This window comes from Paraburkholderia sp. D15, assembly GCF_029910215.1.
Lineage (GTDB): Bacteria > Pseudomonadota > Gammaproteobacteria > Burkholderiales > Burkholderiaceae > Paraburkholderia.
Genome location: NZ_CP110395.1, coordinates 3,629,847 through 3,654,810 on the forward strand (window position 1 = coordinate 3,629,847; position 24,964 = coordinate 3,654,810).

The 24,964-nt window shown below is 64.7% G+C and carries 25 protein-coding genes; 14 read left to right on the plus strand and 11 right to left on the minus strand.

From position 1 onward, the window contains the following. From lpxK to LFL96_RS15715, 5 genes are all read left to right on the plus strand, one after another. On the plus strand, positions 1-1,017 hold the full coding sequence (gene lpxK / locus LFL96_RS15695; protein WP_280996116.1) for a tetraacyldisaccharide 4'-kinase: 1,017 nt from the start codon (positions 1-3) through the stop codon (positions 1,015-1,017). Next, a complete protein-coding gene (locus tag LFL96_RS15700) occupies positions 998-1,201 on the plus strand; it encodes a Trm112 family protein (RefSeq protein WP_007180583.1) in 204 nt (67 codons plus the stop codon). The genes lpxK and LFL96_RS15700 overlap by 20 nt, the downstream gene beginning before the upstream one ends. Before the next feature lie 17 nt (positions 1,202-1,218). Beyond that, complete coding sequence (kdsB, locus tag LFL96_RS15705; protein WP_280996117.1) at positions 1,219-2,019, plus strand: 3-deoxy-manno-octulosonate cytidylyltransferase; 801 nt, start codon at positions 1,219-1,221, stop codon at positions 2,017-2,019. Positions 2,020-2,230: 211 nt separating this feature from the next. Beyond that, positions 2,231-2,896: an adenylate kinase gene (gene adk, locus LFL96_RS15710; protein ID WP_280996118.1), complete on the plus strand. Its 666-nt coding sequence runs from the start codon at positions 2,231-2,233 to the stop codon at positions 2,894-2,896. A gap of 263 nt (positions 2,897-3,159) precedes the next feature. After that, complete coding sequence (locus LFL96_RS15715; RefSeq protein ID WP_280996119.1) at positions 3,160-3,918, plus strand: 3-hydroxyacyl-CoA dehydrogenase; 759 nt, start codon at positions 3,160-3,162, stop codon at positions 3,916-3,918. A gap of 156 nt (positions 3,919-4,074) precedes the next feature. On the opposite strand, the gene LFL96_RS15720 is transcribed toward LFL96_RS15715, so the two are convergent. Both LFL96_RS15720 and murJ read right to left on the minus strand, forming a co-directional pair. Continuing rightward, positions 4,075-4,917: a SirB1 family protein gene (locus LFL96_RS15720; protein ID WP_281000781.1), complete on the minus strand. Its 843-nt coding sequence runs from the start codon at positions 4,915-4,917 to the stop codon at positions 4,075-4,077. Between the two features lie 5 nt (positions 4,918-4,922). Next, positions 4,923-6,473 carry a murein biosynthesis integral membrane protein MurJ gene (gene murJ, locus LFL96_RS15725; RefSeq protein ID WP_280996120.1) on the minus strand — a complete coding sequence of 517 codons (1,551 nt, stop codon included), beginning with the start codon at positions 6,471-6,473 and terminating at the stop codon, positions 4,923-4,925. 480 nt (positions 6,474-6,953) lie between these two features. On the opposite strand from murJ, the gene rpsT reads away from it, so the two are divergent. Continuing rightward, entirely contained in the window at positions 6,954-7,232 is a 279-nt protein-coding gene (gene rpsT / locus LFL96_RS15730) for a 30S ribosomal protein S20 (protein ID WP_007180577.1), read from the plus strand. A 245-nt stretch (positions 7,233-7,477) separates the two neighbouring features. On the opposite strand, the gene LFL96_RS15735 is transcribed toward rpsT, so the two are convergent. Further along, entirely contained in the window at positions 7,478-7,822 is a 345-nt protein-coding gene (locus LFL96_RS15735; RefSeq protein WP_281000783.1) for a DUF3579 domain-containing protein, read from the minus strand. A gap of 460 nt (positions 7,823-8,282) precedes the next feature. Between LFL96_RS15735 and argF the strand changes: the two genes are divergently transcribed. Together argF and LFL96_RS15745 are read left to right on the plus strand one after the other, a co-directional pair. Continuing rightward, positions 8,283-9,212 carry an ornithine carbamoyltransferase gene (gene argF, locus LFL96_RS15740; protein WP_280996121.1) on the plus strand — a complete coding sequence of 310 codons (930 nt, stop codon included), beginning with the start codon at positions 8,283-8,285 and terminating at the stop codon, positions 9,210-9,212. A gap of 320 nt (positions 9,213-9,532) precedes the next feature. Next, positions 9,533-10,759 carry an argininosuccinate synthase gene (locus LFL96_RS15745; RefSeq protein WP_280996122.1) on the plus strand — a complete coding sequence of 409 codons (1,227 nt, stop codon included), beginning with the start codon at positions 9,533-9,535 and terminating at the stop codon, positions 10,757-10,759. A gap of 119 nt (positions 10,760-10,878) precedes the next feature. Here the strand turns inward: LFL96_RS15745 and murB are convergent, their stop codons facing one another. Beyond that, positions 10,879-11,922 (minus strand): UDP-N-acetylmuramate dehydrogenase, encoded by a 1,044-nt coding sequence (gene murB / locus LFL96_RS15750; protein WP_280996123.1) that lies wholly within the window; start codon positions 11,920-11,922, stop codon positions 10,879-10,881. Between the two features lie 268 nt (positions 11,923-12,190). Between murB and LFL96_RS15755 the strand changes: the two genes are divergently transcribed. Continuing rightward, positions 12,191-12,676, plus strand: a complete 486-nt coding sequence (locus LFL96_RS15755) for a YajQ family cyclic di-GMP-binding protein (protein WP_280996124.1) — start codon at positions 12,191-12,193, stop codon at positions 12,674-12,676. A 132-nt stretch (positions 12,677-12,808) separates the two neighbouring features. On the opposite strand, the gene plsY is transcribed toward LFL96_RS15755, so the two are convergent. Both plsY and ybaK read right to left on the minus strand, forming a co-directional pair. Beyond that, positions 12,809-13,453, minus strand: coding sequence for a glycerol-3-phosphate 1-O-acyltransferase PlsY (gene plsY, locus LFL96_RS15760; protein ID WP_280996125.1), 645 nt, complete (start codon positions 13,451-13,453; stop codon positions 12,809-12,811). 165 nt (positions 13,454-13,618) lie between these two features. Then, positions 13,619-14,110 carry a Cys-tRNA(Pro) deacylase gene (ybaK, locus tag LFL96_RS15765; RefSeq protein ID WP_280996126.1) on the minus strand — a complete coding sequence of 164 codons (492 nt, stop codon included), beginning with the start codon at positions 14,108-14,110 and terminating at the stop codon, positions 13,619-13,621. A 140-nt stretch (positions 14,111-14,250) separates the two neighbouring features. Here ybaK and LFL96_RS15770 point away from each other — a divergent pair, with 140 nt between their 5' ends. After that, the gene (locus LFL96_RS15770) at positions 14,251-15,813 is read left to right on the plus strand and encodes an AMP-binding protein (RefSeq protein WP_281000785.1); all 1,563 of its coding nucleotides are present in this window, start codon (positions 14,251-14,253) and stop codon (positions 15,811-15,813) included. A gap of 66 nt (positions 15,814-15,879) precedes the next feature. Here LFL96_RS15770 and xerD read toward each other — a convergent pair whose 3' ends face one another. The 3 genes from xerD to queG all read right to left on the minus strand — a co-directional run bounded on the left by xerD (position 15,880) and on the right by queG (position 18,696). Next, the gene (gene xerD, locus LFL96_RS15775; RefSeq protein ID WP_280996127.1) at positions 15,880-16,815 is read right to left on the minus strand and encodes a site-specific tyrosine recombinase XerD; all 936 of its coding nucleotides are present in this window, start codon (positions 16,813-16,815) and stop codon (positions 15,880-15,882) included. After that, the gene (locus LFL96_RS15780; RefSeq protein ID WP_280996128.1) at positions 16,812-17,282 is read right to left on the minus strand and encodes a methylated-DNA--[protein]-cysteine S-methyltransferase; all 471 of its coding nucleotides are present in this window, start codon (positions 17,280-17,282) and stop codon (positions 16,812-16,814) included. The genes xerD and LFL96_RS15780 overlap by 4 nt, the downstream gene beginning before the upstream one ends. A 100-nt stretch (positions 17,283-17,382) precedes the next feature. Further along, on the minus strand, positions 17,383-18,696 hold the full coding sequence (gene queG, locus LFL96_RS15785; RefSeq protein ID WP_280996129.1) for a tRNA epoxyqueuosine(34) reductase QueG: 1,314 nt from the start codon (positions 18,694-18,696) through the stop codon (positions 17,383-17,385). Positions 18,697-18,713: 17 nt separating this feature from the next. Between queG and tsaE the strand changes: the two genes are divergently transcribed. Both tsaE and LFL96_RS15795 read left to right on the plus strand, forming a co-directional pair. Beyond that, positions 18,714-19,304, plus strand: coding sequence for a tRNA (adenosine(37)-N6)-threonylcarbamoyltransferase complex ATPase subunit type 1 TsaE (gene tsaE / locus LFL96_RS15790; protein WP_280996130.1), 591 nt, complete (start codon positions 18,714-18,716; stop codon positions 19,302-19,304). Next, positions 19,286-20,896 (plus strand): N-acetylmuramoyl-L-alanine amidase, encoded by a 1,611-nt coding sequence (locus LFL96_RS15795; RefSeq protein WP_280996131.1) that lies wholly within the window; start codon positions 19,286-19,288, stop codon positions 20,894-20,896. Before tsaE ends, LFL96_RS15795 begins: the two co-directional genes overlap by 19 nt. Here LFL96_RS15795 and LFL96_RS15800 read toward each other — a convergent pair. Continuing rightward, positions 20,844-21,776: an EamA family transporter gene (locus tag LFL96_RS15800; protein WP_280996132.1), complete on the minus strand. Its 933-nt coding sequence runs from the start codon at positions 21,774-21,776 to the stop codon at positions 20,844-20,846. The two genes, LFL96_RS15795 and LFL96_RS15800, sit on opposite strands and share 53 nt — an antisense overlap. Before the next feature lie 187 nt (positions 21,777-21,963). On the opposite strand from LFL96_RS15800, the gene LFL96_RS15805 reads away from it, so the two are divergent. Together LFL96_RS15805 and trxA are read left to right on the plus strand one after the other, a co-directional pair. Continuing rightward, positions 21,964-22,839 (plus strand): pirin family protein, encoded by an 876-nt coding sequence (locus tag LFL96_RS15805; protein ID WP_280996133.1) that lies wholly within the window; start codon positions 21,964-21,966, stop codon positions 22,837-22,839. Between the two features lie 153 nt (positions 22,840-22,992). Continuing rightward, a complete protein-coding gene (gene trxA / locus LFL96_RS15810) occupies positions 22,993-23,841 on the plus strand; it encodes a thioredoxin (RefSeq protein ID WP_280996134.1) in 849 nt (282 codons plus the stop codon). 99 nt (positions 23,842-23,940) lie between these two features. Here the strand turns inward: trxA and tcdA are convergent, their stop codons facing one another. Beyond that, positions 23,941-24,795 carry a tRNA cyclic N6-threonylcarbamoyladenosine(37) synthase TcdA gene (tcdA, locus tag LFL96_RS15815; RefSeq protein ID WP_280996135.1) on the minus strand — a complete coding sequence of 285 codons (855 nt, stop codon included), beginning with the start codon at positions 24,793-24,795 and terminating at the stop codon, positions 23,941-23,943. Positions 24,796-24,964 lie beyond the last annotated feature (169 nt).

Below are 24,964 nucleotides of genomic sequence, written 5' to 3' on the forward strand. Positions count from 1 at the left end.
ATGAGCGATTTCAACGACCGTATCGAAGCCCGCCTTGCCCGCGAATGGCAGCAGCGCGGCCCGCTCGCGTGGACGCTGACGCCGTTCGCGTGCGTGTTCGGCGCCATCGCCGCCGCGCGCCGCGCCGCGTTTTCGTTCGGCTGGCTCAAATCGGTGCGCATCGGCGTGCCGGTGGTGGTGGTCGGCAACGTGACCGTCGGCGGCACCGGCAAGACGCCGACCGTGATCGCGCTGGTCGAGGCATTGCGCGCCGCGGGCTTCAAGCCGGGCGTGGTGTCGCGCGGCTACGGCGCACGCGTGAAGGCGCCGACGCCGGTCACGGCCGGCTCCGCGGCGAGCGTCGGGGGCGACGAACCTTTGCTGATCGCGCGCCGCACCGGCGCGCCGGTGTGGGTGTGTCCCGACCGCGTCGCGGCCGCGCAGGCGCTGTGCGCCGCGCATCGCGACGTCGACGTGATCGTCAGCGACGACGGCCTGCAGCATTACCGGCTCGCACGCGACGCCGAACTGGTGGTATTCGATCACCGGCTCGGCGGCAACGGCTTCCTGCTGCCGGCCGGACCGCTGCGCGAACCGCTGTCGCGCCGCCGCGATGCGACGCTGGTCAACGATCCGTACGCGCGCACGTTACCCGCGTGGCCGAATACCTTCGCGCTGCAACTCGCGCCCGCCGACGCCTGGCATCTCGACAATCCCGCGCTGCGCCGTCCGCTCGCGCAATTCGGCGGCGAGCGCGTGCTGGCCGCCGCCGGCATCGGCGCGCCCGAGCGTTTTTTCGCGACGCTGCGCGCCGCCGGCCTCACACCGGCCACCCGCGCGCTGCCCGATCACTACGCGTTCGAGCGCAATCCCTTCGCCGACGTCGACGCCGACGCGATCCTGATAACCGAAAAGGATGCGGTAAAATTAGGGTCCTGGCACGATGCGCGCATCTGGGTTGTCCCGGTCGAAGCCGCGCTCGATCATCGCCTCATTGCATTAGTTGTGGAGAAAGTCCGTGGACGCTCGCCTGCTTGAAATTCTCGTCTGCCCGATCTGCAAGGGCCCGCTCAGCTACGACCGCGCCGCGCAGGAGCTGATCTGCAACGCGGACAAGCTGGCCTATCCGATCCGCGACGGCATTCCCGTCATGCTGGTCGATGAAGCGCGGCAGACCGTGGAAGGTACGCCGGTCGATCTGAATCCGGGTTCGGTCGCCTAAGTTCTCGCAGGTCTCCGATGTCCCAAGCCAACGCCACTACTCCTGCATTCATCGCCGTCGTGCCGGCCCGGCTCGCGTCGACACGTCTGCCCAACAAGCCGCTCGCCGACATCGGCGGCAAGCCGATGGTCGTGCGGGTCGCCGAACGCGCGCGCGAATCGGGCGCGCAGCAGGTGCTGATCGCATCGGACGCGCAAGCGGTGCTCGACGCGGCCCGCGAGCATGGCTTCGACGCGGTGCTGACGCGCGCCGATCATCCGTCGGGCACGGACCGTCTCGCGGAAGTCGCCGCGCAGTTCGGCTGGGGTGACGACACGATCGTGGTCAACGTGCAGGGCGACGAACCGCTGATCGACCCCGAACTCGTGTGCGGCGTGGCGTCGCACCTCGCGGCAAGCGAGGGCTGCGCGATCGCCACCGCCGCGCATCCCATCGTCGACGCCGACGAAATCTTCAATCCGAACGTCGTCAAGGTCGTGCTCGACGCACGCGGCGTCGCGCTGTACTTCTCGCGCGCGCCGATTCCCTGGGCGCGCGACGCGTACCAGCCGCACTGGCCGGACGTGGCGTCCATGCCCACACCGCCGGCCCCCGCCGTGGTCTACCGGCACATCGGTCTGTACGCCTATCGCGCGCAATTCCTGCGCACGTACCCCACGCTCGCGATCTCGCCGATCGAGCAGGTCGAAGCGCTCGAACAACTCCGTGCGATGTGGCACGGCGAGCGCATCGCGGTGAAGATCACGCACAACGCACCGCTGCCCGGCGTCGACACACCTGCCGATCTCGCACGCGTACAGGCTTTATTCGGGTCTTGAGCAGAAAAACCCATGGCATAATCGGACGGTTGTGCGCGCCTCCCGCTACAAGCGGGAGTCAGGGTTTGCCCGGTCGCGCCGTGCCAGTCTCGCAGCGCCGTCATCGACGTGCTGCGCGAGATTCGCAAACGGCAGCCGACGCGGTCCCCCCGACCTCTCGCGGGACGTCAGCAGCGCCACCCAAGAATTCACATAGATCTGGAGATATCACATGCGTTTGATCCTGTTGGGTGCACCCGGTGCGGGCAAGGGCACTCAAGCAACCTTCATCAAGGAAAAATTCGGCATTCCGCAAATTTCCACCGGCGACATGCTGCGCGCCGCCGTCAAGGCCGGCACGCCGCTCGGTCTCGAAGCCAAGCGTTTCATGGATGCAGGTGAACTGGTTACGGACGAGCTGATCATCAACCTGGTGAAGGAACGTCTGCAGCAGGCGGACTGCGCGAACGGCTATCTGTTCGACGGCTTTCCGCGCACCATTCCGCAGGCCGAAGCGATGAAGCAGGCCGGCGTCGCGATCGACTACGTGCTGGAAATCGACGTGCCGTTCGACGAGATCATCGTGCGTATGAGCGGCCGCCGCTCGCACGCCGCATCGGGCCGCACGTATCACGTCAAGTTCAATCCGCCGAAGGTCGAAGGCGTGGACGACGTGACCGGCGAACCGCTGATCCAGCGCGACGACGACAAGGAAGAAACGGTCAAGAAGCGTCTGGAAGTGTACGAGGCGCAAACCAAGCCGCTGATCGAGTACTACACGAACTGGGCGAACAACGGCGATGCGTCGAGCACGCTGCAGGCGCCGCAATATCGCCGCATTTCGGGCCTCGGCGGCGTCGACGAAATTCGCACCCGCGCGTTCGACGCGCTGAAGTAAGCGCCCTCGCCTTTCGCGAATGCAATCGAAAACCCGCCCTTGCCGGCGGGTTTTTTCTTATGCGGCATGCGTTTAGCGCAAGGCCACTTCGGGTTGGCGGCGCGGAATTTAATTAGCCATCCGTATCTATTCGATCCTGGCTGGCGATCTGTCCGGCGACGCCGCCGCTTCGCTTTCCGCGCTGCAGCATAGCCGTTACAATCGACCATCGAAAAGATATTCGATCCAGACACAACTGAACATACCGTAGCAAAGGAGAAGACATGGAGATTCGTGACAACGTATTCCTGATCACCGGCGGCGCATCGGGACTCGGCGCGGCGACCGCGCGCCTGTTCGTCGAGAACGGCGGCAAGGTGGTGCTCGCCGACCTGAACCAGGCTGCGGGCGAAGCGCTCGCGCAGGAACTCGGCGGCGTGTTCGTGAAGTGCGACGTGAGCCGCGAAGACGACGCAACGCAAGCCGTGGAAGCGGCAACCAGGCTCGGCACGCTGCGCGGCCTCGTCAACTGCGCGGGCGTCGCGCCGGCCGTGAAGACCGTCGGCAAGGACGGCCCGCATCCGCTCGACGCCTTCGCGCGCACCATCTCGATCAACCTGATCGGCACGTTCAACATGGTCCGGCTCGCGGCCGCGGCCATGGCGAAGAACGAGCCGAACGCGCACGGCGAGCGCGGCGTGATCGTCAACACGGCGTCGGTGGCTGCATTCGACGGTCAGATCGGCCAGGCGGCGTATGCGGCATCGAAGGCCGGCGTGGCCGGCATGACGCTGCCGATCGCCCGCGATCTGTCACGCAACGCGATCCGCGTGATGACGATCGCGCCGGGCATTTTCGAAACGCCGATGCTGCTCGGCATGCCGCAGGAAGTGCAGGACGCGCTCGGTGCGATGGTGCCGTTCCCGCCGCGCCTGGGCAAACCGGTCGAATATGCGATGCTGGCCAAGCAGATTTTCGACAATCCGATGCTGAACGGCGAAGTGATCCGTCTGGACGGCGCGATCCGCATGCAGCCGAAGTGACGGGCGCCGTCGCGTGATGGATCGATCACGCGCGGCAGTGTGCCGTTTGATGTAAGCGGCGCGCTGCCGGATGCAAAAACGCCTGAGTATGAATCGCGACCGATTCATACTCAGGCGTTTTTGTTGGCTTCAGCAAGACGTGCCAGGCGTGAAAAACTAATCGCCGTCGTTATGCTGGGTCCGTTGCCGCAACTCGTGCAACTGCGATTCCACCACCGTCGCATCCTCGGCATCCGGACAGTCGCCCAGATAACGTTCGAGATCTTCCAGCGCGGGCCGCAGATAGTCGAGCCGCGCATACGCGAAACCGCGATCGCGCACCTCCTCGATACTGCCCGGCAACAGGATCACCAGCCGCTCCTGCACCGCCAGCAAACGCTGCCAGCGTTCGGTCTGAAGATACGTGGACTTCAGATTACGCAGCATCCGCGCGATGATCTCGCGCCGCGTGGCCGGCTGCAGCAGCACACGCAGCGTCCGGCTCACCGAGCCGCCCGCCGACGCCACGAACGGCTCCAGCATATCCACCATCTGCGATTCGGAAAGCGAATGCCCATTGGTCGGATCGAGCATCACGTCGCCGTCCGGCGTGGTCACGCGCAACAGGAAATGTCCGGGAAACGACACGCCACGCGCTGGGATACCGATCTGCTCGGCCATCTCCAGATACAGCACCGCGAGCGAAATCGGAATGCCGCGACGGCGCTTCAGCACCGCGTTCAGATGGCTGTTGTCGGGATCGTAGTAATCGTTGAGATTGCTGGCGAAGCCCAGCTCGCGAAAGAAGAACCGGTTCAGGATGCCAACCTTCTGACGGATGTCGGCGTCTTCCGGCATGCGACGCTGCAAGCGCAGCACCAGTTCGTCGATTTCGGCCAGCGTACCTTGCAGGTCGAGATCGGGATAAGCGTCCTGCGCGATCGACAGCGCCGCCTCGGTCAGCGGCAGACTTTCGTCTTCGGCAACGAGCGTGCTGAAATAGTCGAGAACTCGCGTCATCGTGATCATTTCACTCGTCGTTTGAAATACGCGTACTTGAAGCCCATCAGCCAAAGCATACCGAAATATAGCGCGGCGAACAGCACGAGGCACGCGCCGAGCAGCACCATCCGGTCCACCGGCCGGTTATGCATGCCGATCCAGTCGAAGCTGATGGCCAGCCAGTGCATCGCACCCGCCAGCACGAGGCAGGCGCCCAGCAACTGCACGAAGAATTTGAGCCAGCCGTTCGACGGCATGTAGATGCCGCGCTTGCGCAGCCCGAGAAACAGCAGCAACGCGTTGCCGCACGCGCCCAGGCCGACGCTCAGCGTGAGGCCGGCATGCGCGAAGATCGGCACGAACACGTAGTTGCTGAGCTGCGTCAGCACCAGCACGACCACGCCGATCTTCACCGGCGTCTTGATGTCCTGCTTCGCGTAGAAACCGGGCGCGAGGATCTTGATCAGAATCAGGCCGATCAGGCCGACACCGTACGCGGCCAGCGCGCGGCTCACCATCACGACGGAATTGCCGTCGAACTTGCCGTAGTGAAACAGCACGGCGGTCAGCGGTTCGGCGAAGAAAAACAGCGCGATCGCGCTCGGCGCGGCAAGCAGGAAGGTGACGCGCAGCCCCCAGTCGAGCAGCGACGAATACTCGTGCGGATCGGCATCGACGTGCGCCTTCGACAGGCTCGGCAGCAGGATCGTGCCGAGCGCGACGCCCAGCAGCGCGGTCGGGAACTCCATCAACCGGTCGGCGTAGTTGATCCACGAGACGGCGCCGGGACCGATGCGCGACGCGATGTTGGTGTTGATGATCAGACTGATCTGCGCGACCGACACCGCGAACATGGCCGGCACCATCTTCGCGAGCACGCGCTTCACGCCGCGATGCGCGAGCGCCTTCAGCGGATTCAGCCCGATGCGCGGGATCATGTCGATCTTCTTCAGCCCCGGCAGTTGCACGATGAACTGCAACACCCCGCCGACGATCACCGCCCACGCGAGCGCATACACCGGCGTTTGCAGACGCGGCGCGACGAACACGGCCGCGCCGATGAACGCGACGTTCAGCAGCACCGGCGCGAACGCGGGCAACGAGAAGTTCTTGTACGTATTCAGCACGCCCGACGCCAGCGACGTCAGCGAGATGAAAATGATGTACGGGAACATGATGCGGGTCATGGTGACCGCGAGCGCATACGCCTGGCCTTCGTGCGCGAGGCCCGACGCGACCACGAACACCACGCCGGACGCGAACAGCACGCCGAGCAGCGACATGATCGCCAGTGCCCACGCGAGCACGGTGGAGGTCGCGTCGACCAGCGCCTTGGTGGCGTCGTGCCCCTGGCTGTTCTTGAACTCCGCGAGGATCGGCACGAAGGCCTGTGAGAACGCACCTTCGGCCGAGATGCGGCGCAACAGGTTCGGAATGCGGAAGGCGACGTAGAACGCGTCAGTGTATTGACTGGCACCGAAAGCGCGTGCGATCAGCGTTTCGCGGGCCAGTCCGGTCACGCGCGACAGCAGCGTGAAGCCGCTGACCGTCAGCAGGGCTCGGAATAGATTCATGGGGCGCTTATTATACGGGTGCCGCGAGGGCGGACGACGAGCCGGAATGCGCATCGGACCGGGAATCGGACAGCGCATCGGACAAATTCGCCGCGCAGACGTTCGATCCAATGTTTGCACTGCGCCGGCCGGGCGGCACGCACCGATACATTCCCCGTTGCCACGTGCCTGATTTTGTTGCTATAATCGCCGGTTTCGAAGCTCGCCTCACTTTCGGACGGGGCTCAGATCGGCTTCACGCAGCGCCAAGCGTGACATCAAGTAACATCGAGCCGGTCGCCGAGACCACCGGAAATCGTCGGGAACGCTCCCGATTTCTCCGATATGCGCCGAAACACAGGCCCGCCTTCGCGTAATACCGATCGATTTTTTCGACACCTTTGCGCTCCTGGGCAATCGCTTCCAGGGGTTCGGATTAAAAGCAGCGCCTCTCCACTTGAAGGTCAGGCACTGGAAACAGGAACAGGATAAGGAACCGTCATGGCTAACTCCGCACAAGCACGCAAGCGCGCCCGCCAGGCCGCCAAGGCAAACTCGCACAACTCGGCACTGCGCTCGAAGTTCCGCACGGCTATCAAGGCTGTCCGCAAGGCGATCGACGCCGGCGACAAGGCTAAGGCCGCTGAAATCTTCTTGGCATCGTCGAAGACCATCGACATCATCGCCGACAAGAAAATCGTTCACAAGAACAAGGCTGCTCGCCATAAGAGCCGTCTCGCTGCAGCCATCAAGGGTCTGCAAGCGCCCGCAGCGCAGTAATTCCGGTCAGCCCGCTTCGGTGGGCTACCTCCTGTTTCCGCTGCACAAGAAGGCCCGCTTTGGCGGGCTTTTTTGCTTGATGAACGCGTCAGCATCGCCAGCATCAACAGCCGGTCGCACGCCTCGATGCGTGAATCCGACCACCCGATCACCGGTCGCGTGATATCGGGCACAAAAAAACCCGCCGCTGGCGGGTTTTTGTTTTTTCGGTCCGGCCCGGCTTCGGCCGGCCAGCTCACGACCTGCTAGATGATGTGCCGTTTTTCCAGCGGCGCCGCGTGTTCGAGTTGCAACTCGCACGCTTCGGTCACCACGAGGTCGTTGTCCTTCGCGAAGTTAAGCACGAAATCGAAAGCCATCGGCTCGATGTCCCGCAAACGCGAATCGAGAATCACGCACTTCAGGTCGCCGATCATGGTGGGCCGCACGTACAGCGAATACTGCATGTAGGCGTTCGGCCCCTTTTTAGCGCCAGGTCCGAAGCAGGCCATCACGCCCGCGAGCCGCTCCGACCAGTCGCTCGGTCGGAACCGCTTTCCCTTCGACGTGATGCCCTGAATGAAATATTCGGTTGGAGCTTCTTCGGCCATGTAGGAATACCTGTGTAACTGCCCAGCGGGATGACGGCGAAACGAACGGCGCGAGATGCGCAAGCTTGCCACGACACCGAGGTGCGCCACGACGACCTGCGAGGGGGCGGCCGAACCGCCCCGGCAGCTGTCACGAGCACGCGCCGCATGCATGCCATCCATGCGAAGGCGCGCCGCGCGGACCGCGCAAACCGTGTCCGACGCGCGAAATACGGCCTTGCTGGGCTTTGGGATAACCGCAAGATTATAGCGCAGCGGACCTTTTTCCGCAGCGCACACAAGACTAGTCTGATGCCTGTGCGCGTCTTTCAGACAGCTTGCCCGCCGCCCGGCCGCGCCGTGGCTGGCCATTCGGCCGACTCGTCAAACGGGGCGAAATCCTTTATGCTGCATTGAGTTACCACAAACGACGGCGGCGCCGTCCGGCAATCCTGCCGGGTGAGACCGCCGTATTTGTTTCATGACCGCCAAGAAAATTCGCCACTATCTGCAGTTCAAGGATTTCTCGCTGGACGACTACGAGTACGTGCTCGAACGCGCGCGCATTCTGAAGCGCAAATTCAAGAGCTACGAGACGTACCATCCGCTGCACGACCGCACGCTGGCCATGATCTTCGAGAAGAATTCCACGCGTACGCGTCTTTCTTTCGAAGCCGGCATTTTCCAGCTCGGCGGTCACGCGGTGTTCATGAGCACACGCGACACCCAGCTGGGTCGCGGCGAACCGATCGAAGACGCGGCGCAGGTCATCTCGCGCATGGTCGACATCATCATGATCCGTACGTTCGGCCAGGACATCATCCAGCGCTTCGCAGAAAATTCACGCGTGCCGGTGATCAACGGGCTGACCAACGAATACCATCCTTGCCAGGTGCTGGCGGACATCTTCACGTATTTCGAGCATCGCGGTCCGATTCGCGGCAAGACGGTCGCGTGGGTCGGCGACGCCAACAACATGTTGTACACGTGGATCGAAGCCGCGCAGATTCTCGGCTTCAAACTGCGTCTGTCCACGCCGCCGGGCTACAAGCTGGATCGCGCGATGGTCGCCGCCGAAAGCGCGCCGTTCTACGAAGAGTTCGACGATCCGAACGAGGCCTGCGCAGGCGCCGACCTCGTCACGACCGACGTCTGGACCAGCATGGGCTTCGAGGCCGAAAACGAAGCGCGCAAGAAAGCCTTCGCCGACTGGTGCGTGGACGCCGACATGATGGCGCGCGCCAACGCAGACGCGTTGTTCATGCACTGCCTGCCCGCCCACCGCGGCGAGGAAGTCAGCGCGGAAGTGATCGACGGCCCGCAAAGCGTGGTGTGGGACGAAGCGGAAAATCGTCTGCACGTGCAGAAGGCATTGATGGAATACCTGCTGCTCGGCAAACTCAATCATTGAGCCGGCCGCGCGTTTAGCAACATCCAGCAGCATCTCGAGCATTGTCTGCGTGAAGCGCGACGGGGCCTTGAATACGAGGCAAGGTCACCAGGTCACCGCCACGCATCCGGCCGTCGACGGGTCCGCACAACGGACCCGGTCCTGTCGCCCTCTCTGCCCGACAACGCGGGCAGCCAGCGGTTGAGAATCGAGCCGGAAGTCGGCCCCAAATCGGCCTGGAACCGGACTCGCTCCGGTTTAGTGTCAAAATAGTGCTTTTTCCGCGCTTCGGACCCGCCGGTGCGCGTTGTTTTCCCGCTTTTTCCAGCTACGAGTTCACCATGAGCGATATCAAGAAAGTCGTGCTCGCCTATTCGGGCGGCCTCGACACCTCCGTCATCCTGAAGTGGTTGCAGGACAACTACGACGCCGAAGTCGTCACGTTCACGGCCGATATCGGCCAGGGCGAAGAGCTGGAGCCGGCGCGCAAGAAAGCCCTGCAGCTCGGCATCAAGCAGGAAAACATCTTCATCGAAGATCTGCGCGAGGAATTCGTGCGCGACTTCGTGTTCCCGATGTTCCGCGCCAACACGATCTACGAAGGCGAGTACCTGCTGGGCACGTCGATCGCGCGTCCGCTGATCGCGAAGCGTCAGATCGAAATCGCGCGTGCCAGCGGTGCGCAGGCGGTGTCGCACGGCGCAACCGGCAAGGGCAACGACCAGGTGCGCTTCGAACTCGGCTACTACGCGCTCGAACCCGGCATCAAGGTGATCGCACCGTGGCGCGAATGGGATCTGCTGTCGCGCGAAAAGCTGCTCGCGTACGCGGAAAAGGCCGGCATTCCAATCGAAATGAAGCACAAGCAAGGCGGCGCGCCGTATTCGATGGACGCGAACCTGCTGCACATCTCGTTCGAAGGCCGTCATCTGGAAGACCCGAAGGCGGAAGCCGAAGCGGATATGTGGCGCTGGACCGTGTCGCCGGAACAGGCGCCGGACGCCGCCGAATACCTCGACATCGAGTACGAGCACGGCGACCCGGTCGCAATCAACGGCAAGCGCCTGTCGGCCGCCGAAATGCTGACCGAGCTGAACCGTCTGGGCGGCAAGCACGGCATCGGCCGTCTGGATCTGGTGGAAAACCGCTACGTCGGCATGAAGTCGCGCGGCTGCTATGAAACGCCGGGCGGCACGATCATGCTGAAGGCGCACCGCGGCATCGAGTCGATCACGCTCGACCGCGAAGTCGCGCACTTGAAGGACGATCTGATGGCGCGTTACGCGTCGCTGATTTATAACGGCTACTGGTGGAGCCCGGAGCGCCGTGCGATCCAGGTGCTGATCGACCATACGCAGGAAAAGGTCAACGGCTGGGTGCGTGTGAAGCTGTACAAGGGCAGCGTGTCGGTCGTCGCGCGCGATTCGAAGGAAACGCTGTTCGACAAGACCATCGCAACGTTCGACGACGATGGCGGCGCGTACAACCAGGCTGACGCTGGCGGCTTTATCAAGCTGAACGCGCTGCGTATGCGGATCGCGGAAAATGCGCGCCGTCAGCGCGATTGATAGCGATAGAAATGTGCCCTTAGCCTATAGCTGACGGGCAGAAGCAAAAAAGCGCCGGGAGAAAAATCTCCCGGCGCTTTTTTTGCGTCATCGTTTTGTTGGCATCCATCCGCCACCCATCACAGGCAAACCGGCTCGGCCTCCAGCTCCACGCCGAACCGCTCGAACACATCCCGCTGCACCGCTTTGGCGAGCGCCAGGATGTCGGCCCCGCTCGCGCCGCCGCGGTTCACCAGCACCAGCGCCTGCCGCTCATGCACGGCGGCCGCACCCATCGCCCGGCCCTTCCAGCCGCAGCGGTCGATCAACCAGCCGGCTGCGAGCTTCACGCGACCGTCCGCCTGCGGATACGACACCACCTCCGGCTCCATGCGCTTCAGCGCCTCGAACTGCGCGGCATCCACCACCGGATTCTTGAAGAAACTGCCGGCATTGCCCAGTTCCAGCGGATCGGGCAGTTTCGCGCGACGCACGGCCACGACCGCGTCGAACACGGCCTGCGCGGATGGCGCGGCATCGCCGCCATGACCATCCGCGGCCAACGCCCGCGCCAGATCCGCGTATCCCGCGCGCGGCTGCCAGGCCTTCGGCAAACGGAAGGTCACCGACGTGATCACGAAGCGGTCGCGCCCTTCCCGCTTGAAGAAACTGTCGCGATAGCCAAAGCCGCACGCCTGCGCGTCGAGTTCGACGACCTCGCCCGTCGCAAGCTCGACCGCCCGCAGCGACGCGAACCGCTCGCCCATTTCCAGGCCGTAAGCGCCGATGTTCTGGATCGGCGCCGCACCGACCGTCCCCGGGATCAGCGCGAGATTCTCGAGACCGGGCATGCCGTGCGCCAACGTCCACGCGACGAACTCATGCCAGGATTCGCCGCCGCCCGCCTCGACGTACCACGCGTTCTCGTCCTCGCGCACCACGCGGCGGCCGCGCAACGCGATCAGCACGACCAGTCCGTCGAAGTCGCCGGTCAACACGACGTTGCTGCCGCCGCCCAGCACGAGACGCGGCAACCCGGCCACGCGCGGATCGCGCACGGCGGCCAGCAATTGCGCCTCGTGTTCGATCCGGCACGCGAAACGCGCGCGGACGTCGAAGCCGAAGGTGTTGTGCGCCTTCAGCGGGTAGTCCGCCATGAACGCGGGAGAATCGGAGTGATGCATGGGAATCGGCACGAAATAGGCAGGGTGAATCGACGGACAAAAAGTCGAATGGAACGACGACGAAGCTAAACGGAAGCAACAACGAAGCGGTAACCCGGCCACAATGAAACGACATCGGCCCCGGCTCACGCGACAATCGCAATGCACGGCAGCCTTGGGCAAAAGGGAACGGCGTCGGTAAAATGACGTCCGGTCCGTGATTATAGCGAGTGCCCCGTGAGCAGCCGACCGGCCGCGTCACGCACCGCAGCACTATTGGGAGAATGCAATGCCATCGTTTGACGTCGTCTGCGAAGCGAACATGATTGAAGTCAAGAACGCGATCGAGCAGTCCAACAAGGAAATCTCAACCCGCTTCGACTTCAAGGGGTCGGACGCGCGCGTCGAGCACAAGGAAAGCGAAATCACCGCCTATGCGGACGATGAGTTCAAGCTCGGCCAGGTGAAGGACGTGCTGCTGTCGAAAATGGCCAAGCGCAACGTGGACGTGCGCTTCCTCGACTACGGCAAGATCGAGAAGATCGGCGGCGACAAGGTCAAGCAGGTCATCAAGATCAAGAAGGGCGTGTCCGGCGACCTGTCGAAGAAAATCGTGCGCCTCGTGAAGGACAGCAAGATCAAGGTCCAGGCGAGCATTCAGGGCGACGCGGTGCGTATCACCGGCGGCAAGCGCGACGACCTGCAAAGCGTGATCGCGATGCTGCGCAAGGACGTGACCGACACGCCGCTCGACTTCAACAACTTCCGCGATTAAGCGTCACGCGCATGGGTGAGCGCGGCGCTCCGCGTCACCCCGCGCGCTTCGTGAATCGATGCATGGATCGCTTTACAGCCGGCTTTATGGCCCGCTTTACAGCCCGCTTTCCAGCCCGCCTCAAAGCCCGCTTTACAGATCGTTCCCCGCCGCCGGGCTCCCGCCGCCCGCCGCCTTCTTCTTGTCGCCGATCCGGCTTTCCTGCCCGCGCATCAGCTTGCTGATGTTGCCGCGATGGCGCCACACCAGCAGCGTGCTCATCACCACGATCGACAGCGCGATGATGTGCGGCCCGAACAGAAAGCCGTCGAACAACGGCGCGAACACCGCCGCGGCAAGCGCCGCCAGCGACGAGTAACGCGTGAAGAACGCGACGATCAGCCAGGTCAGCAGGGTCGCGCCGCCAAGAACCGGATTGATCGCGAGCAGCACGCCCGCCGCGGTCGCCACGCCCTTGCCGCCCTTGAAGCGGAAGAACACCGGATACAGGTGGCCGAGAAACACCGCGATCGCCGCGATCGCCACCGACGTATCGTCGAGCCCGAACCGCGCGCCGAAGTGCACGACGCACCACACCGGCAGCCAGCCCTTGAAAGCGTCGCCGATCAGCGTGAGAATCGCGGCCTTCTTGCTGCCGCTGCGCAGCACGTTGGTGGCGCCCGGATTGCCCGAGCCGTACGAGCGCGGGTCGTCGAGACCCATCGCGGCGCTGACGATCACGGCGAACGACAGCGAGCCGATCAGGTAGGCAACGACAGCAACGATCAGGTTTTGCATCAAGGGACTCTTATAAGGATCGGCGGTCTGAAACTCGATACCCCAGCCGCAACAGGGCACACAAAACATCACCACGCAGCGCGATGCGCGATGGAACGCACGCGCCGCGGCAAAGCGGCGCACATTCTACCGAACCCGGCCGCCCGGAAAACATTCAGACAAACGTCAATCGACGCTCGCGCATTGCACCGGCTTCGCCGTCAGCAGACCGGTCAGCACCTGCGGGTCGATGCTGACCAGAAATCCGCGCCGGCCGCCGTTCAGCCAGATCCGCTCCATCTCCAGAATGCTCGACTCGACGTACACCGGCATGGCCTTGCGCGTACCGAACGGCGATGTGCCGCCGATCAGATAACCGGAATGCCGGTTCGCCACCTCGGGCTTGCACGGCTCGACGCGTTTCGCGCCGATCTGCCGCGCGAGGTTCTTGGTGCTGACGGTGCGGTCGCCGTGCATCAGCACGATCAGCGGCTTCGCGTGTTCGTCTTCCATCACCAGCGTCTTCACGACATGATGCTCGTCCACGCCGAGCTGGCGCGCCGATTCCGCCGTGCCGCCGTGCTCGACGTAGTCGTAAGGATGTTCACCGAACGCGACGCCGTGACGGCGCAGAAACTGGGTGGCCGGCGTTTCGGAAACGTGTCTGGATTTGCTCATCGGCGCATTGTAATGGCGAGTTTGCACAACGGCTATTTGCCGAACGGCCAATTGTGCGGGCCCGGCGATTGTGGCACGATCGTTCGGAAATTTTCGAACGAACCTGGCGCCCGGCACCGGATCGTTAAATGGAGACAGCGTTGAACGTCAATTCATCCACCGCGGCCCCGCTCGATATTTCCGCGTTGCTCGCCGCGCTGCCCACGCGCATCAGCGAGATCCCGGCGCGCGCCGCCGCGCGCGATCCCGCGCACGTCGCGTTGATCGAAGACGCACGCCGCCTCACCAACGCGCAGTTGCTGGAAGCCGTCGAGGCCGCCGCCGCGCTGTTGCGCGAATGGGGCGTGCGCGGCGGCGATCGCGTGATGATCGTCGCGGAGAACAGCGTCGCGCAGATCGTGCTGTTGTTCGCGACGGCGAAGCTCGACGCGTGGGCGCTGGTGTCGAACGCGCGACTGTCGGCGGCGGAACTCGATTCGATCCGCGCGCATGCGCAACCGCGCGTGGTCGCATACGGCGTGGAAAGCTCGACGGACGCGCAGCAGCATGCCGCGCGTCACCAGGCGAGCGCCGCGCCGACGCTGACGCCCGACATCGGCGCGTGGTCGTACACGATCGACGGCAGCGTGCAGGCCGAACCGGTCGAAGCCGCCAACGCGCGTCAATGCGCGGCGCTGATCTACACCACCGGCACGACCGGCGCGCCGAAAGGCGTGATGCTGTCGCATCGCAATCTGGCGTTCATCGCCGCGATGTCGAGCGGTCTGCGCCGGGTCGGTCCGGACGACGTGGTCTACGCGGTGCTGCCTATTTCGCACGTGTACGGTTTCGCGTCGGTGTGCCTCGGCAGCCTTTACGCGGGCGCTACCTTGCGGCTCGCGCCGCGTTTCGTGCCGGAAGCCGTGCGCCGCGCGCTCGCCGGCGAACGCGTGTCGATCTTTCAGGGCGTGCCGGCCATGCATGCGAAGCTGCTCGAACATCTGCATACGCAGGGGCACGCGTGGTCCGCGCCGTCGCTGCGCTTCGCCTACTCGGGCGGCTCGCCGCTCGACGCCGCGTTGAAAGCGCAGGTCGAAGCCGCCTACGGTTTGCCGCTGCACAACGGCTACGGCATGACCGAAAGCAGCCCGACCGTTTCGCAGACCATGCTCGACCGGCCGCGCGGCGACTGCTCGGTCGGCGAGGTCATTCCGGGCGTCGAGGTGCGCTTCGTCGGACTCGATGGCGCCGAAGCCGCGCCGGGCGAGATCGGCGAGCTGTGGGTGCGCGGGCCGAACGTGATGCTCGGCTATTACCGCAACCCGGAACAGACGCGCGCCGCCGTCACCGCCGACGGCTGGCTGAAGACCGGCGATCTCGCGCGGCAGGAAGCGGACGGTGCATTACACATCGTCGGGCGCAGCAAGGAGTTGATCATCCGGTCCGGCTTCAACGTGTATCCGGCCGAAGTCGAGCATGTGCTGAACGCGCATCCGCAGGTCGTGCAGTCGGCGGTGATCGGCCGCGCGGTGGAAGGCAACGAGGAAGTGATCGCCTTCGTCGAATTGCTGACGGGTGCAACGGTGACGCCGGCGGAATTGATCGCGTGGTGCGGCGAGCGTCTCGCGCCGTACAAGCGTCCCGCCGAGGTGAAAGTGCTGGCGGCGTTGCCGGCTGCGTCGACCGGCAAGATTCTCAAGCACCGGTTGCGCGAGTTTCTTTGACGCGGGTTCGTCGCAGCTGAAAGCCGCGGCGGATGACGCAACGGCGAACACCACGCCAACACCACCTCACCCGCGCGGATGATGCTGCGCATGCAGCGACTTCAACCGCTCGCGAGCCACGTGCGTATAAATCTGCGTGGTCGAAATATCCGTGTGCCCGAGCAGCAACTGCACGACGCGCAAGTCGGCGCCGTGGTTCAGCAGATGCGTCGCGAACGCATGCCGCAACGTGTGCGGCGACAACGGCGCATGCACGTCCGCCGCCGCCGCGTGCCGCTTGATGATGTTCCAGAACTGCTGACGCGTCATGCCTTCGGCACGATTCGTCACGAACAGCGCGTCCGCCGCGCGCGCGCCGAGCAGCGCGGGCCGCGCGTCGCGCAGATACCGTTCGATCCAGCCGTGCGCTTCCTCGCCGAAGGGAATCAGCCGTTCCTTCGAACCCTTGCCCATCACGCGCACCACGCCTTCGTTCAAACCGACTTCCACGGTCTTCAGCGTGACGAGTTCGGTGACGCGCAGACCGCTCGCGTACATCAATTCGAGCATCGTGCGGTCGCGCAGACCCAGGGGCGTATCGATGTCCGGCGCGCCGAGCAGCGCCTCGACCTGCGCCTCGCTCAAGGTGGACGGAAACCGCGGCGGCTGCTTCGCCGAGCGGATGCGCAGCGTCGGATCGACCTTCGCACGATGCTCGCGCACGGCCCACGCGTAATAACGGCGAAACACCGATAGCCGGCGGTTCGCGGACGTCGACTTGTCCTTCTGCCGCACCGCGCTGTACGCGTTGAGATCGGCTTCGGTCGCGATATCCAGCGACGCGTTGCGCTGTTGCGCAAGCCATTCGCAGAACAGCCGCAGGTCGCGGCGATACGCGTCGAGCGTGTTGCGCGACAGCCCGTGTTCGAGCCACAGCGCGTCGCAGAATGCATCGATCGACGCGGAACTCGCGGCGAAGAGAGGCGACGCGACGTTCGCGTCGTCAGCCAGGGTATCGCTCATGCGTAGGGAATGCCTTCATGCTTGAGAAGCCAGCGTTTGACGTCGCGAAAGAAACCGTCGCCGGCATGATGCGCGAATCCGCCGATGTCGCCCGAGCCCACCACCCGGTGACACGGAATCACGATCGGAAAATAGTTGGAGCCGCACGCCTGCCCCACCGCGCGCGGCACGCTGCCGATCTGCTTCGCGAGTTGCCCGTAGGTCAGCACGATGCCCGGCGGGATCGCGCCGATCGCCTGCCAGACGCGCTGCTGGAACGCGGTGCCGACCGGCGCGAGCGGCAGTTCGAACGTCGCCGAGGCCTGCTCGAAATATCGCTCGATCTGCCCGGCCGCCTCGCGGGCGAGCGGCGAGTCCGGCGCGACGTTTTCGATCGACGCGGGCAGATAGACGATCTCGCGCACGGCATCGCCTTCGAGACGAATGCCGACCTTGCCGAACGGTGCATCGATCACTGCGTTGAACATGATTGCTCGCTCCTGAAACTCGCGCGGTACTTTGCAATGCATTGCGTGCGCGGCACGTTCTCACCGCCACCTCGCGCAACGAATCCACCGCGCCGCTACTCTACGCCGCTTCCAGCGCCCATTCCACATGCTCGCGCACCACCGCGGACGGATCGTCGGTCCGCAAGCGCAACGCGTGCACGATCGCCTCGCGGGCCTGCGTATCGATCGCCTGCGACGGCGCGCGCAACGCGTTGCCCATCCCCACCGCGAGGTTACGCAGCCAGCTCTCGTAACCGATGCGGCGAATCGCGCTGCCCTGCATGCGCGTATCGAACTCGTCGGCGCTCCACGCAAACAGGTCGACCAGCGACGCGCGGTCGAGTCCATGCCGCACATCGAAATCGGCGACCGGCGCGGCCTGCGCGAATTTGTTCCATGGGCAGACGAGCTGGCAATCGTCGCAGCCGTACACGCGATTGCCGATCAGCGGACGCATCTCACGCGGAATGCTGCCTTTCAGTTCGATCGTGAGATAGGAGATGCACAGCCGCGCGTCCACCTTGTACGGCTCGACGATCGCGCCGGTCGGACAGGCGCCGATGCAGCGCGTGCAACTGCCGCAGTGCGAGCCCGGCGATAGCGGCGCGAGTTCGGGCTCGACGTCGGCGTCGGTCGGCAAGGGCACGTCGACGAAAATCTCGCCGAGAAAAAACAGCGAACCCGCGTCGCGTTGCAACAGCAGCGTGTGTTTGCCGCGCCAGCCGATACCCGCCTTCTGCGCAAGTTCTACCTCGAGGACCGGCGCCGAATCGGTAAATACGCGGTAGCCGAATGGGCCGATCTCGGCTTCGATCTTCTCGGCCAGATGCTGCAAGCGGTTACGCATCACCTTGTGATAGTCGCGGCCGCGCGCGTAGATCGACACCACGGCCGCCGATGGGTCCGCGAGCCGCGCCGTCTCGACCGCGCGCCAGTCGCGCATGACGGGGGTGGCGTCACGCGTCGCGCTTTCGGACGCCTTTCCACTCGCCGTCGATCGCGAGGTTTGCAACGCCCCATGCGACGACTCCGGCAGCGACGCGTCCCGCCCCCCAGGCATCACCGTTTGCATCGGCAGATAGGCGATCCGCGCACTGATCACACGTCGCGTACCGGCCACAAGCTCGGCCGGGCGCGCGCGTTTCATCCCGTGTTTCGCCATATAATCCATCTCGCCGTGACAACCCGCCTCCAGCCATGCTGCAAGCGGCGCTTCGGCAGTCGAGAGATCGGTGTCGCTAATGCCGATCGCTCCAAAACCCAGTTCACGGCCCCAGCTTTTGATGTTCAGCGCGAGCGCACTCAGCGCCGCTTCATCGAAACGACGCTCGGCACGCACATCGTCAGGGGACGTGGGCGTGCTGATCACAGGGGACTCCGGACTTCGGTTCATCACGCCATTTTACGAGAATGCCTGTCAATCCCGATCACGCGATTCAACCGCCCGCCGCTGTCCTCGTCGAACGCACCTTCGCGCTCGCGGACGAAGCGGCCACGCTCGCGTTCGGCGAGCGCTTCGCGCACGCGATCGAAAGCGTGCGCGGCGCAACGCCGCCGCTCGCGGGTGACGATGCGAATCGTGACGCGGCCACCGGCGCGGCATTCCAGGGCCTGCAAGTTCAACTCGTCGGCGATCTCGGCGCCGGCAAAACCACACTCGTCCGCGCGACCTTGCGCGGCCTCGGCCACGCCGGCCGCGTGCGCAGTCCGACGTATACGCTCGTCGAACCGTACGTGCTCGAACGGCCGGCCGGGGAACTCGCGCTCTATCACTTCGATCTGTACAGATTCAGCGATCCGGCCGAATGGGCCGATGCGGGCTTTCGGGAATATTTCGACAGCGGCGCAATCTGCCTCGTCGAATGGCCGCAACGCGCGGGGTCGCTGCTGGGCGTGCCGGATCTCGTCTTCTCGCTCGATCTGGACACCACCGGCGAAGGCCGCGTACTCGTCGCACGCGCTTACAGCGAATCAGGAAAGGCATGTCTCGAAAGATGTTGATCAAACCGTTCCGCTCGATCGAATCGGCGGCTACCGCAACGCATAACTGGCGGCGCCGGCAGATTCTGCGCGCGGGCGCCTCCACGCTCGTGCTCGGCCTCGTCGCACCGCGTCTCGCGTGGGCCAGCTCGGTGCTCGGCGTGCGGGTCTGGCCGGCGCGCGACTACACGCGCGTGACGATCGAATCCGATCAGCCGTTGCAGAACGCCCAGCAACTGCTGCAGGGGCCGGACCGGCTGGTGGTCGACCTGAGCGGCCTCGATCTCGACCAGGCATTGAAGGATCTGGTGTCGAAGATCACGCCGAACGATCCGCAGATTTCGTCGGTGCGGGTCGGCCAGTATCAGCCGCACGTGGTGCGCATGGTGTTCGACCTGAAGGGTTCGGTGAAGCCGCAGGTGTTCACGCTGCCGCCGGTCGGCGCGTACAAGTACCGGCTGGTGTTCGACCTGTATCCGGCAGTCGCACCCGATCCGCTGATGGACCTGCTCGCGCAGAGCGAGCGCAAGCAGCAGACGTTGAACGACACGCCCCAGCCTCCGCCGCCGGCCACGCTCAGCGGCCCCGGCACGACGCCGCCCACGGCCGACAACAGCGAGGCGTTTTTCGAGCGCTACGCACAGAACGGCGCGCAGAACGGCGGCGGCATGTCGAACGGCGTGCCGCGTCCGCCGGTGCACGTCGCGCCGACGCCGATGCCGCCGATCATCGGCAAGAACACGCCGACATCGCCGGTAGCGCCGCCCGCCGCGATCGCACGCAACAAGGGCAACGCGGGCAACGCGGGCAACAGCGGCGGCAGCACGCTGGGCACGGACGACGACAACGGCGGCGACGATACCTACGCGTTCACCGCGCCCAAATCCGGCAAGAGCAACACGGTGCGGCTGCTGACCGTCGCGATCGATCCGGGTCACGGCGGCGAGGACCCGGGCGCGATCGGCGGCTCGGGCACGTACGAGAAACACGTCGCGCTCGACATCGCGAAGAAGCTGCGCGCGAAGATCGACGCCCAACCCAACATGCGCGCCATGATGACGCGCGACGCCGACTTCTTCGTGCCGCTGAACGTGCGCGTGCAGAAGGCGCGGCGCGTCGGCGCGGACCTGTTCGTGTCGATTCACGCGGACGCGTTCACCACGCCGGAAGCGAAAGGCTCGTCGGTGTTCGCGCTGTCGGAGCACGGCGCGTCGAGCGCCGCCGCGCGCTGGATGGCGAACAAGGAAAACTCGTCGGACCAGATCGGCGGCATCAACATCAAATCCGCCGATGCGACCGTCAACCGCGCGCTGTTCGATATGTCGACCACCGCGCAGATCCGCGATTCGATGCGCTACGGCAACTTCGTGCTGAAGGAAATCGGCGGCATCAACAAGCTGCACAAGGGCTCGGTCGAGCAGGCCGGGTTCGCGGTGCTGAAGGCGCCGGACATTCCGTCGATCCTGGTGGAGACGGCCTTCATCAGCAACCCGGACGAAGAGCGCCGCCTGAACGACGACGCCTACCGCGACAAGATGGCCGACGCGATCATGAACGGCATCAAGCGTTATTTCGCGGCGAATCCTCCGCTCGCGAAGAATCGCATGACCTGAGCGTGCGCGGCGAAAGCCGCTCGACGACCCAGCCGCCGAACACGTTCACGGCGAGCCCTGCCATCACCAGCAGCGCGCCGGCCACCTGCACGGCCGACAGCCGCTCGTCGAGAAACAGCGACGCCGACGCCAGTCCGACGATCGGCACCAGCAACGAAAACGGCGCGACCTGGCTTGCCGGGTAGCGCGACAGCAGACGGCTCCACAAGCTGTAGCCGATCAGCGTCGCGATGAAGGCCAGATAGACGATCGCGAAAATCGAGGTCGCGCTGATGTTGGACAGCGCCGCCGCCATCCGCCGCGGCCCTTCGAGCGCGTAAGACAGCGCGAAGAACGGCAGCGGCGGAATCATGTTGCCCCACACCACGAGGCCGAGCAGATCGACCTTGCCCACTTTCTTCGTGACGATGTTGCCGAGCGCCCACGAGCAGGCGGCGCATAGCGTGAGGACGAAGCCGGCGAGCGTCATCGCGTGGCCGCCTTGCAGGCCGATCACCGCAAGCCCGGCCGCCGCGATCAGCAAACCGACGAGGTTCGGCAGGCGGAAGCGCTCGTGCAGGAACAGCGCGGCGAACATCAGCGTGAAAAACGCCTGTGCTTGCAGAACCAGCGAGGCAAGGCCGGCCGGCATGCCGACGTACATGGCCGAGAACAGGAACGCGAACTGGCCGAGCGAGATCGTCGCGCCATACGCGATGAGCCAGCGCCACGGCAGCTTCGGCCGTTTGACGAAAAACGCCGCGGGAATCGCGACCAGCGTGAAGCGCAGCGCGCCGAGCAGCATCGGCGGGATACCGTGCAGGCCGACCTTGATCACCACGAAGTTGACGCCCCACGCCACCACGACGACGAGCGCGAGCAGCAAATCCTTCGGCGACATGCCGGTCTCCAATCGATTGTTCGATCCGGCAGTTTAGCGGACGCGGCATGGGAAGGCCGGCGAGCGCGCCGCGCCGTCGCCATCGACGTCGCCATCGACGTCACCGTGGCTACCGTCGCCATGGCGGCCGCCGCAGTAAAATCATCCATCGAGCACCATTCCAACCCCATCCCAGCCGAGCCTGCCCATGTCTTCCTCGATCAAAGCAGTCCTCAAACCGCATCTGCGCGACGTCGGCAGTCTGAGCGTGCGGCGCGTGCTGCCCGCCATGGCCGCGCGTCTGATCGGTCCGTTCATCTTCTTCGATCACATGGGTCCGGCCACGCTCGCACCCGGCGTCGGACTCGACGTGCGGCCACATCCGCATATCGGCCTTGCCACCGTCACGTATCTGTTCGAAGGCGCGATCATGCATCGCGACAGTCTCGGCTCGGCGCAGAAGATCGTCCCCGGCGACGTCAACTGGATGACCGCCGGACGCGGCATCGTCCATTCCGAACGCACGCCGGACGAAGACCGCGCGAGCGGCCTGACCATGCACGGCATCCAGACCTGGGTCGCGTTGCCGCTCGACGACGAAGAGGTCGAGCCGTCGTTCGCGCATCATGCCGCCGACACGCTGCCGGTCGTCGAGCGCAATGGCGTGACGCTGCGCGTGATCGCGGGCACCGCGTTCGGCGCCACCTCGCCGGTCGCGACGTTTTCCGGCACGCTGTACGTCGCCGCGGAATTCGCGGCGGGCGGCGCCTTCGCGCTCGAACCGGAACACGAGGAACGCGGCGTGTATCTGGTGGACGGCGATCTGGAAATCGACGGCACGCCGCTCGAAGCCGGTCAGATGGCGGTACTCGCGCTCGACGAAACCGTCACGCTCGCCAGCACCCACGGCGCGCGCGTGATGCTGCTCGGCGGCGAGAAGCTGGACGGCGAGCGTTTTATCGAATGGAATTTCGTCGCGAGTTCGCGCGAGAAGATCGAAGCGGCAAAGCTCGCGTGGACCGCTCAGGAGATGGGCAAGGTGCCGGGCGAAACCGAATGGATTCCGCTGCCGGAGCGTAAGTAGGCAAAACAGGAGCAAGACGGAACGCATCAACGTACCGGCAGGGACGCACGGACGGCATAGCGGTACGGGCCGCGAGCGCATTCAGGGTATCGATATTGAATCCGCCGCGCCCGGCCCCACTTTATAAGACAACGTTTTATCGACGAGGACGCAATGGACACCACTCTGGCCACTTTCGAACAGGACGTCATCACGGCGTCGACGCTGGCCCCCGTACTGGTCGATTTCTGGGCGCCCTGGTGCGGCCCGTGCAAGTCGCTCGGGCCGATGCTGGAAAAACTCGAAGCCGAAGCCGGCGGCAAATGGAAACTCGTGAAGGTGAACGTCGACGAGAATCAGGAACTGGCCGCGCACTTCCAGGTGCGCAGCATTCCGCACGTCATGGCGTTCGCCGACGGCCGGCCGGTCGACCAGTTCGTCGGCGTGCTGCCCGAGGGGCAGTTGCGCGAGTTTATCGAGCGGCTGGTGCCGCAAGGCGCGGACGCCGCGCGTCTCGAAGCGCAGGCCGCGCTGGAAGACGGCCGCCGCGAGGATGCGTACGACGCGCTGCAAGCCGCCCTCGCCTATGACCCGGGCTTCGACGAAGCACGCATGGACCGCATCGAGATGCTGATCGAAGACGATCGTATCGACGAAGCGCGCAACGAGGTCGATCTGCTGTCGCCGAAAACCACGCAAGGGATCGACGATCGTTTCAACGCGATCAAGACGCGGCTCGACGCGGTGGATGCCGCCGCCGACCTGCCGCCCACGGACGCACTCGAAGCCCGCGTCGCCGCCCAGCCGGACGATCTCGAAGCGCGTTTCGATCTGGCCAGCGCGCTGATTGCGCATCGTAAATACGAAGGCGCGCTCGAACATCTGCTCGCGATCGTGCAACGCGACCGCACGTTCCGCGACGATATCGGCCGCAAGACGATGTTGTCGGTGTTCGATCTCGCCGCGCATCAACCGCAACTGGTGTCGCAATGGCGGCGCAAGTTGAGCGCGTCGCTGTTTTAAACCTGCAGGCGTCCAGGTAATACGCTGAAGAGGCGGTGGCCGTTCAAACGGCCGCCGCATTCCGCTTCAAACAGCCGGCGTTAATTCAAACCTTCCGCCTTACCCCGCCTGCTTGCCCAACGCCCGCAACACATGCGCGGCGGCGGCAAACCCAAAGCTCGCCGTCACGCACACGCTCGAACCGAAACCCGCGCAATTCAACCCGACCGGTCCCGTATGACCCGGCGACGTGCTCACGTGCTCCGCTTCCTCATCGATATCGTTGACGGCGGCTTCCGGATAGATCAGCGGTTCGTCCGAATACACCGCGCTCACCTTGAACTTCGCCTTCGGGCCACGCGGAAAACCATGCTGCTTGCGCAACTGGCCGCGCACTTTCGAGAGCAACGGGTCCTGAATCGTCAGCGCGAGATCGTCGATGCGAATGCGCGTTGGATCGAGCTGGCCGCCCGCGCCGCCCACCGTGATCAACGGCTGCCCACGCTCGACGCACCACGCGATCAATGCGGTTTTGGTGCGCACGCTGTCGATCGCGTCGATCACGTAATCGAACCCGCCGCCGAGCGTCGCGGCGAAATTGTCGGGCTCGACGAAGTCTTCGATCAGCCGCACGTCGCAATACGGATTGATCGCCGCGATGCGTTCGGCCATGGCCTCGACCTTCGGTTTTCCGTAGTTGCCGTCGAGCGCGTGGATCTGCCGGTTAGTGTTGCTCTCGGCGACGTTGTCGAGATCGATCAGCGTCAGCCGGCCGATCGCGCTGCGCGCAAGCGCCTCGGCCACCCACGAGCCCACCCCGCCGATGCCGATCACCGCGACGTGCGCGGCCTCGAACGCGGCCAGCGCGGGTGCGCCATACAGACGCGCGATGCCGCCGAAGCGCCGCGCGCGGTCGGCGGTTTCATTCCCGTCGAGGCTGGTAGTAAGATCGGTTGGCGCGGTGGTGCTGGACATGATGGCGGGGCTCGGTGAAATTCAGGCAGAACGGAAAAACGCGCCGCCCGGGCGGACGCAGCCGGTATTTTGCCTGAACGCATCAATCCCTATCGCCGCAAGGGTGACTCAGAACAAACGTGTCGCGAGAAGGCGCAATACACTTCGATGCACGGCGCGAAGTCCTGTG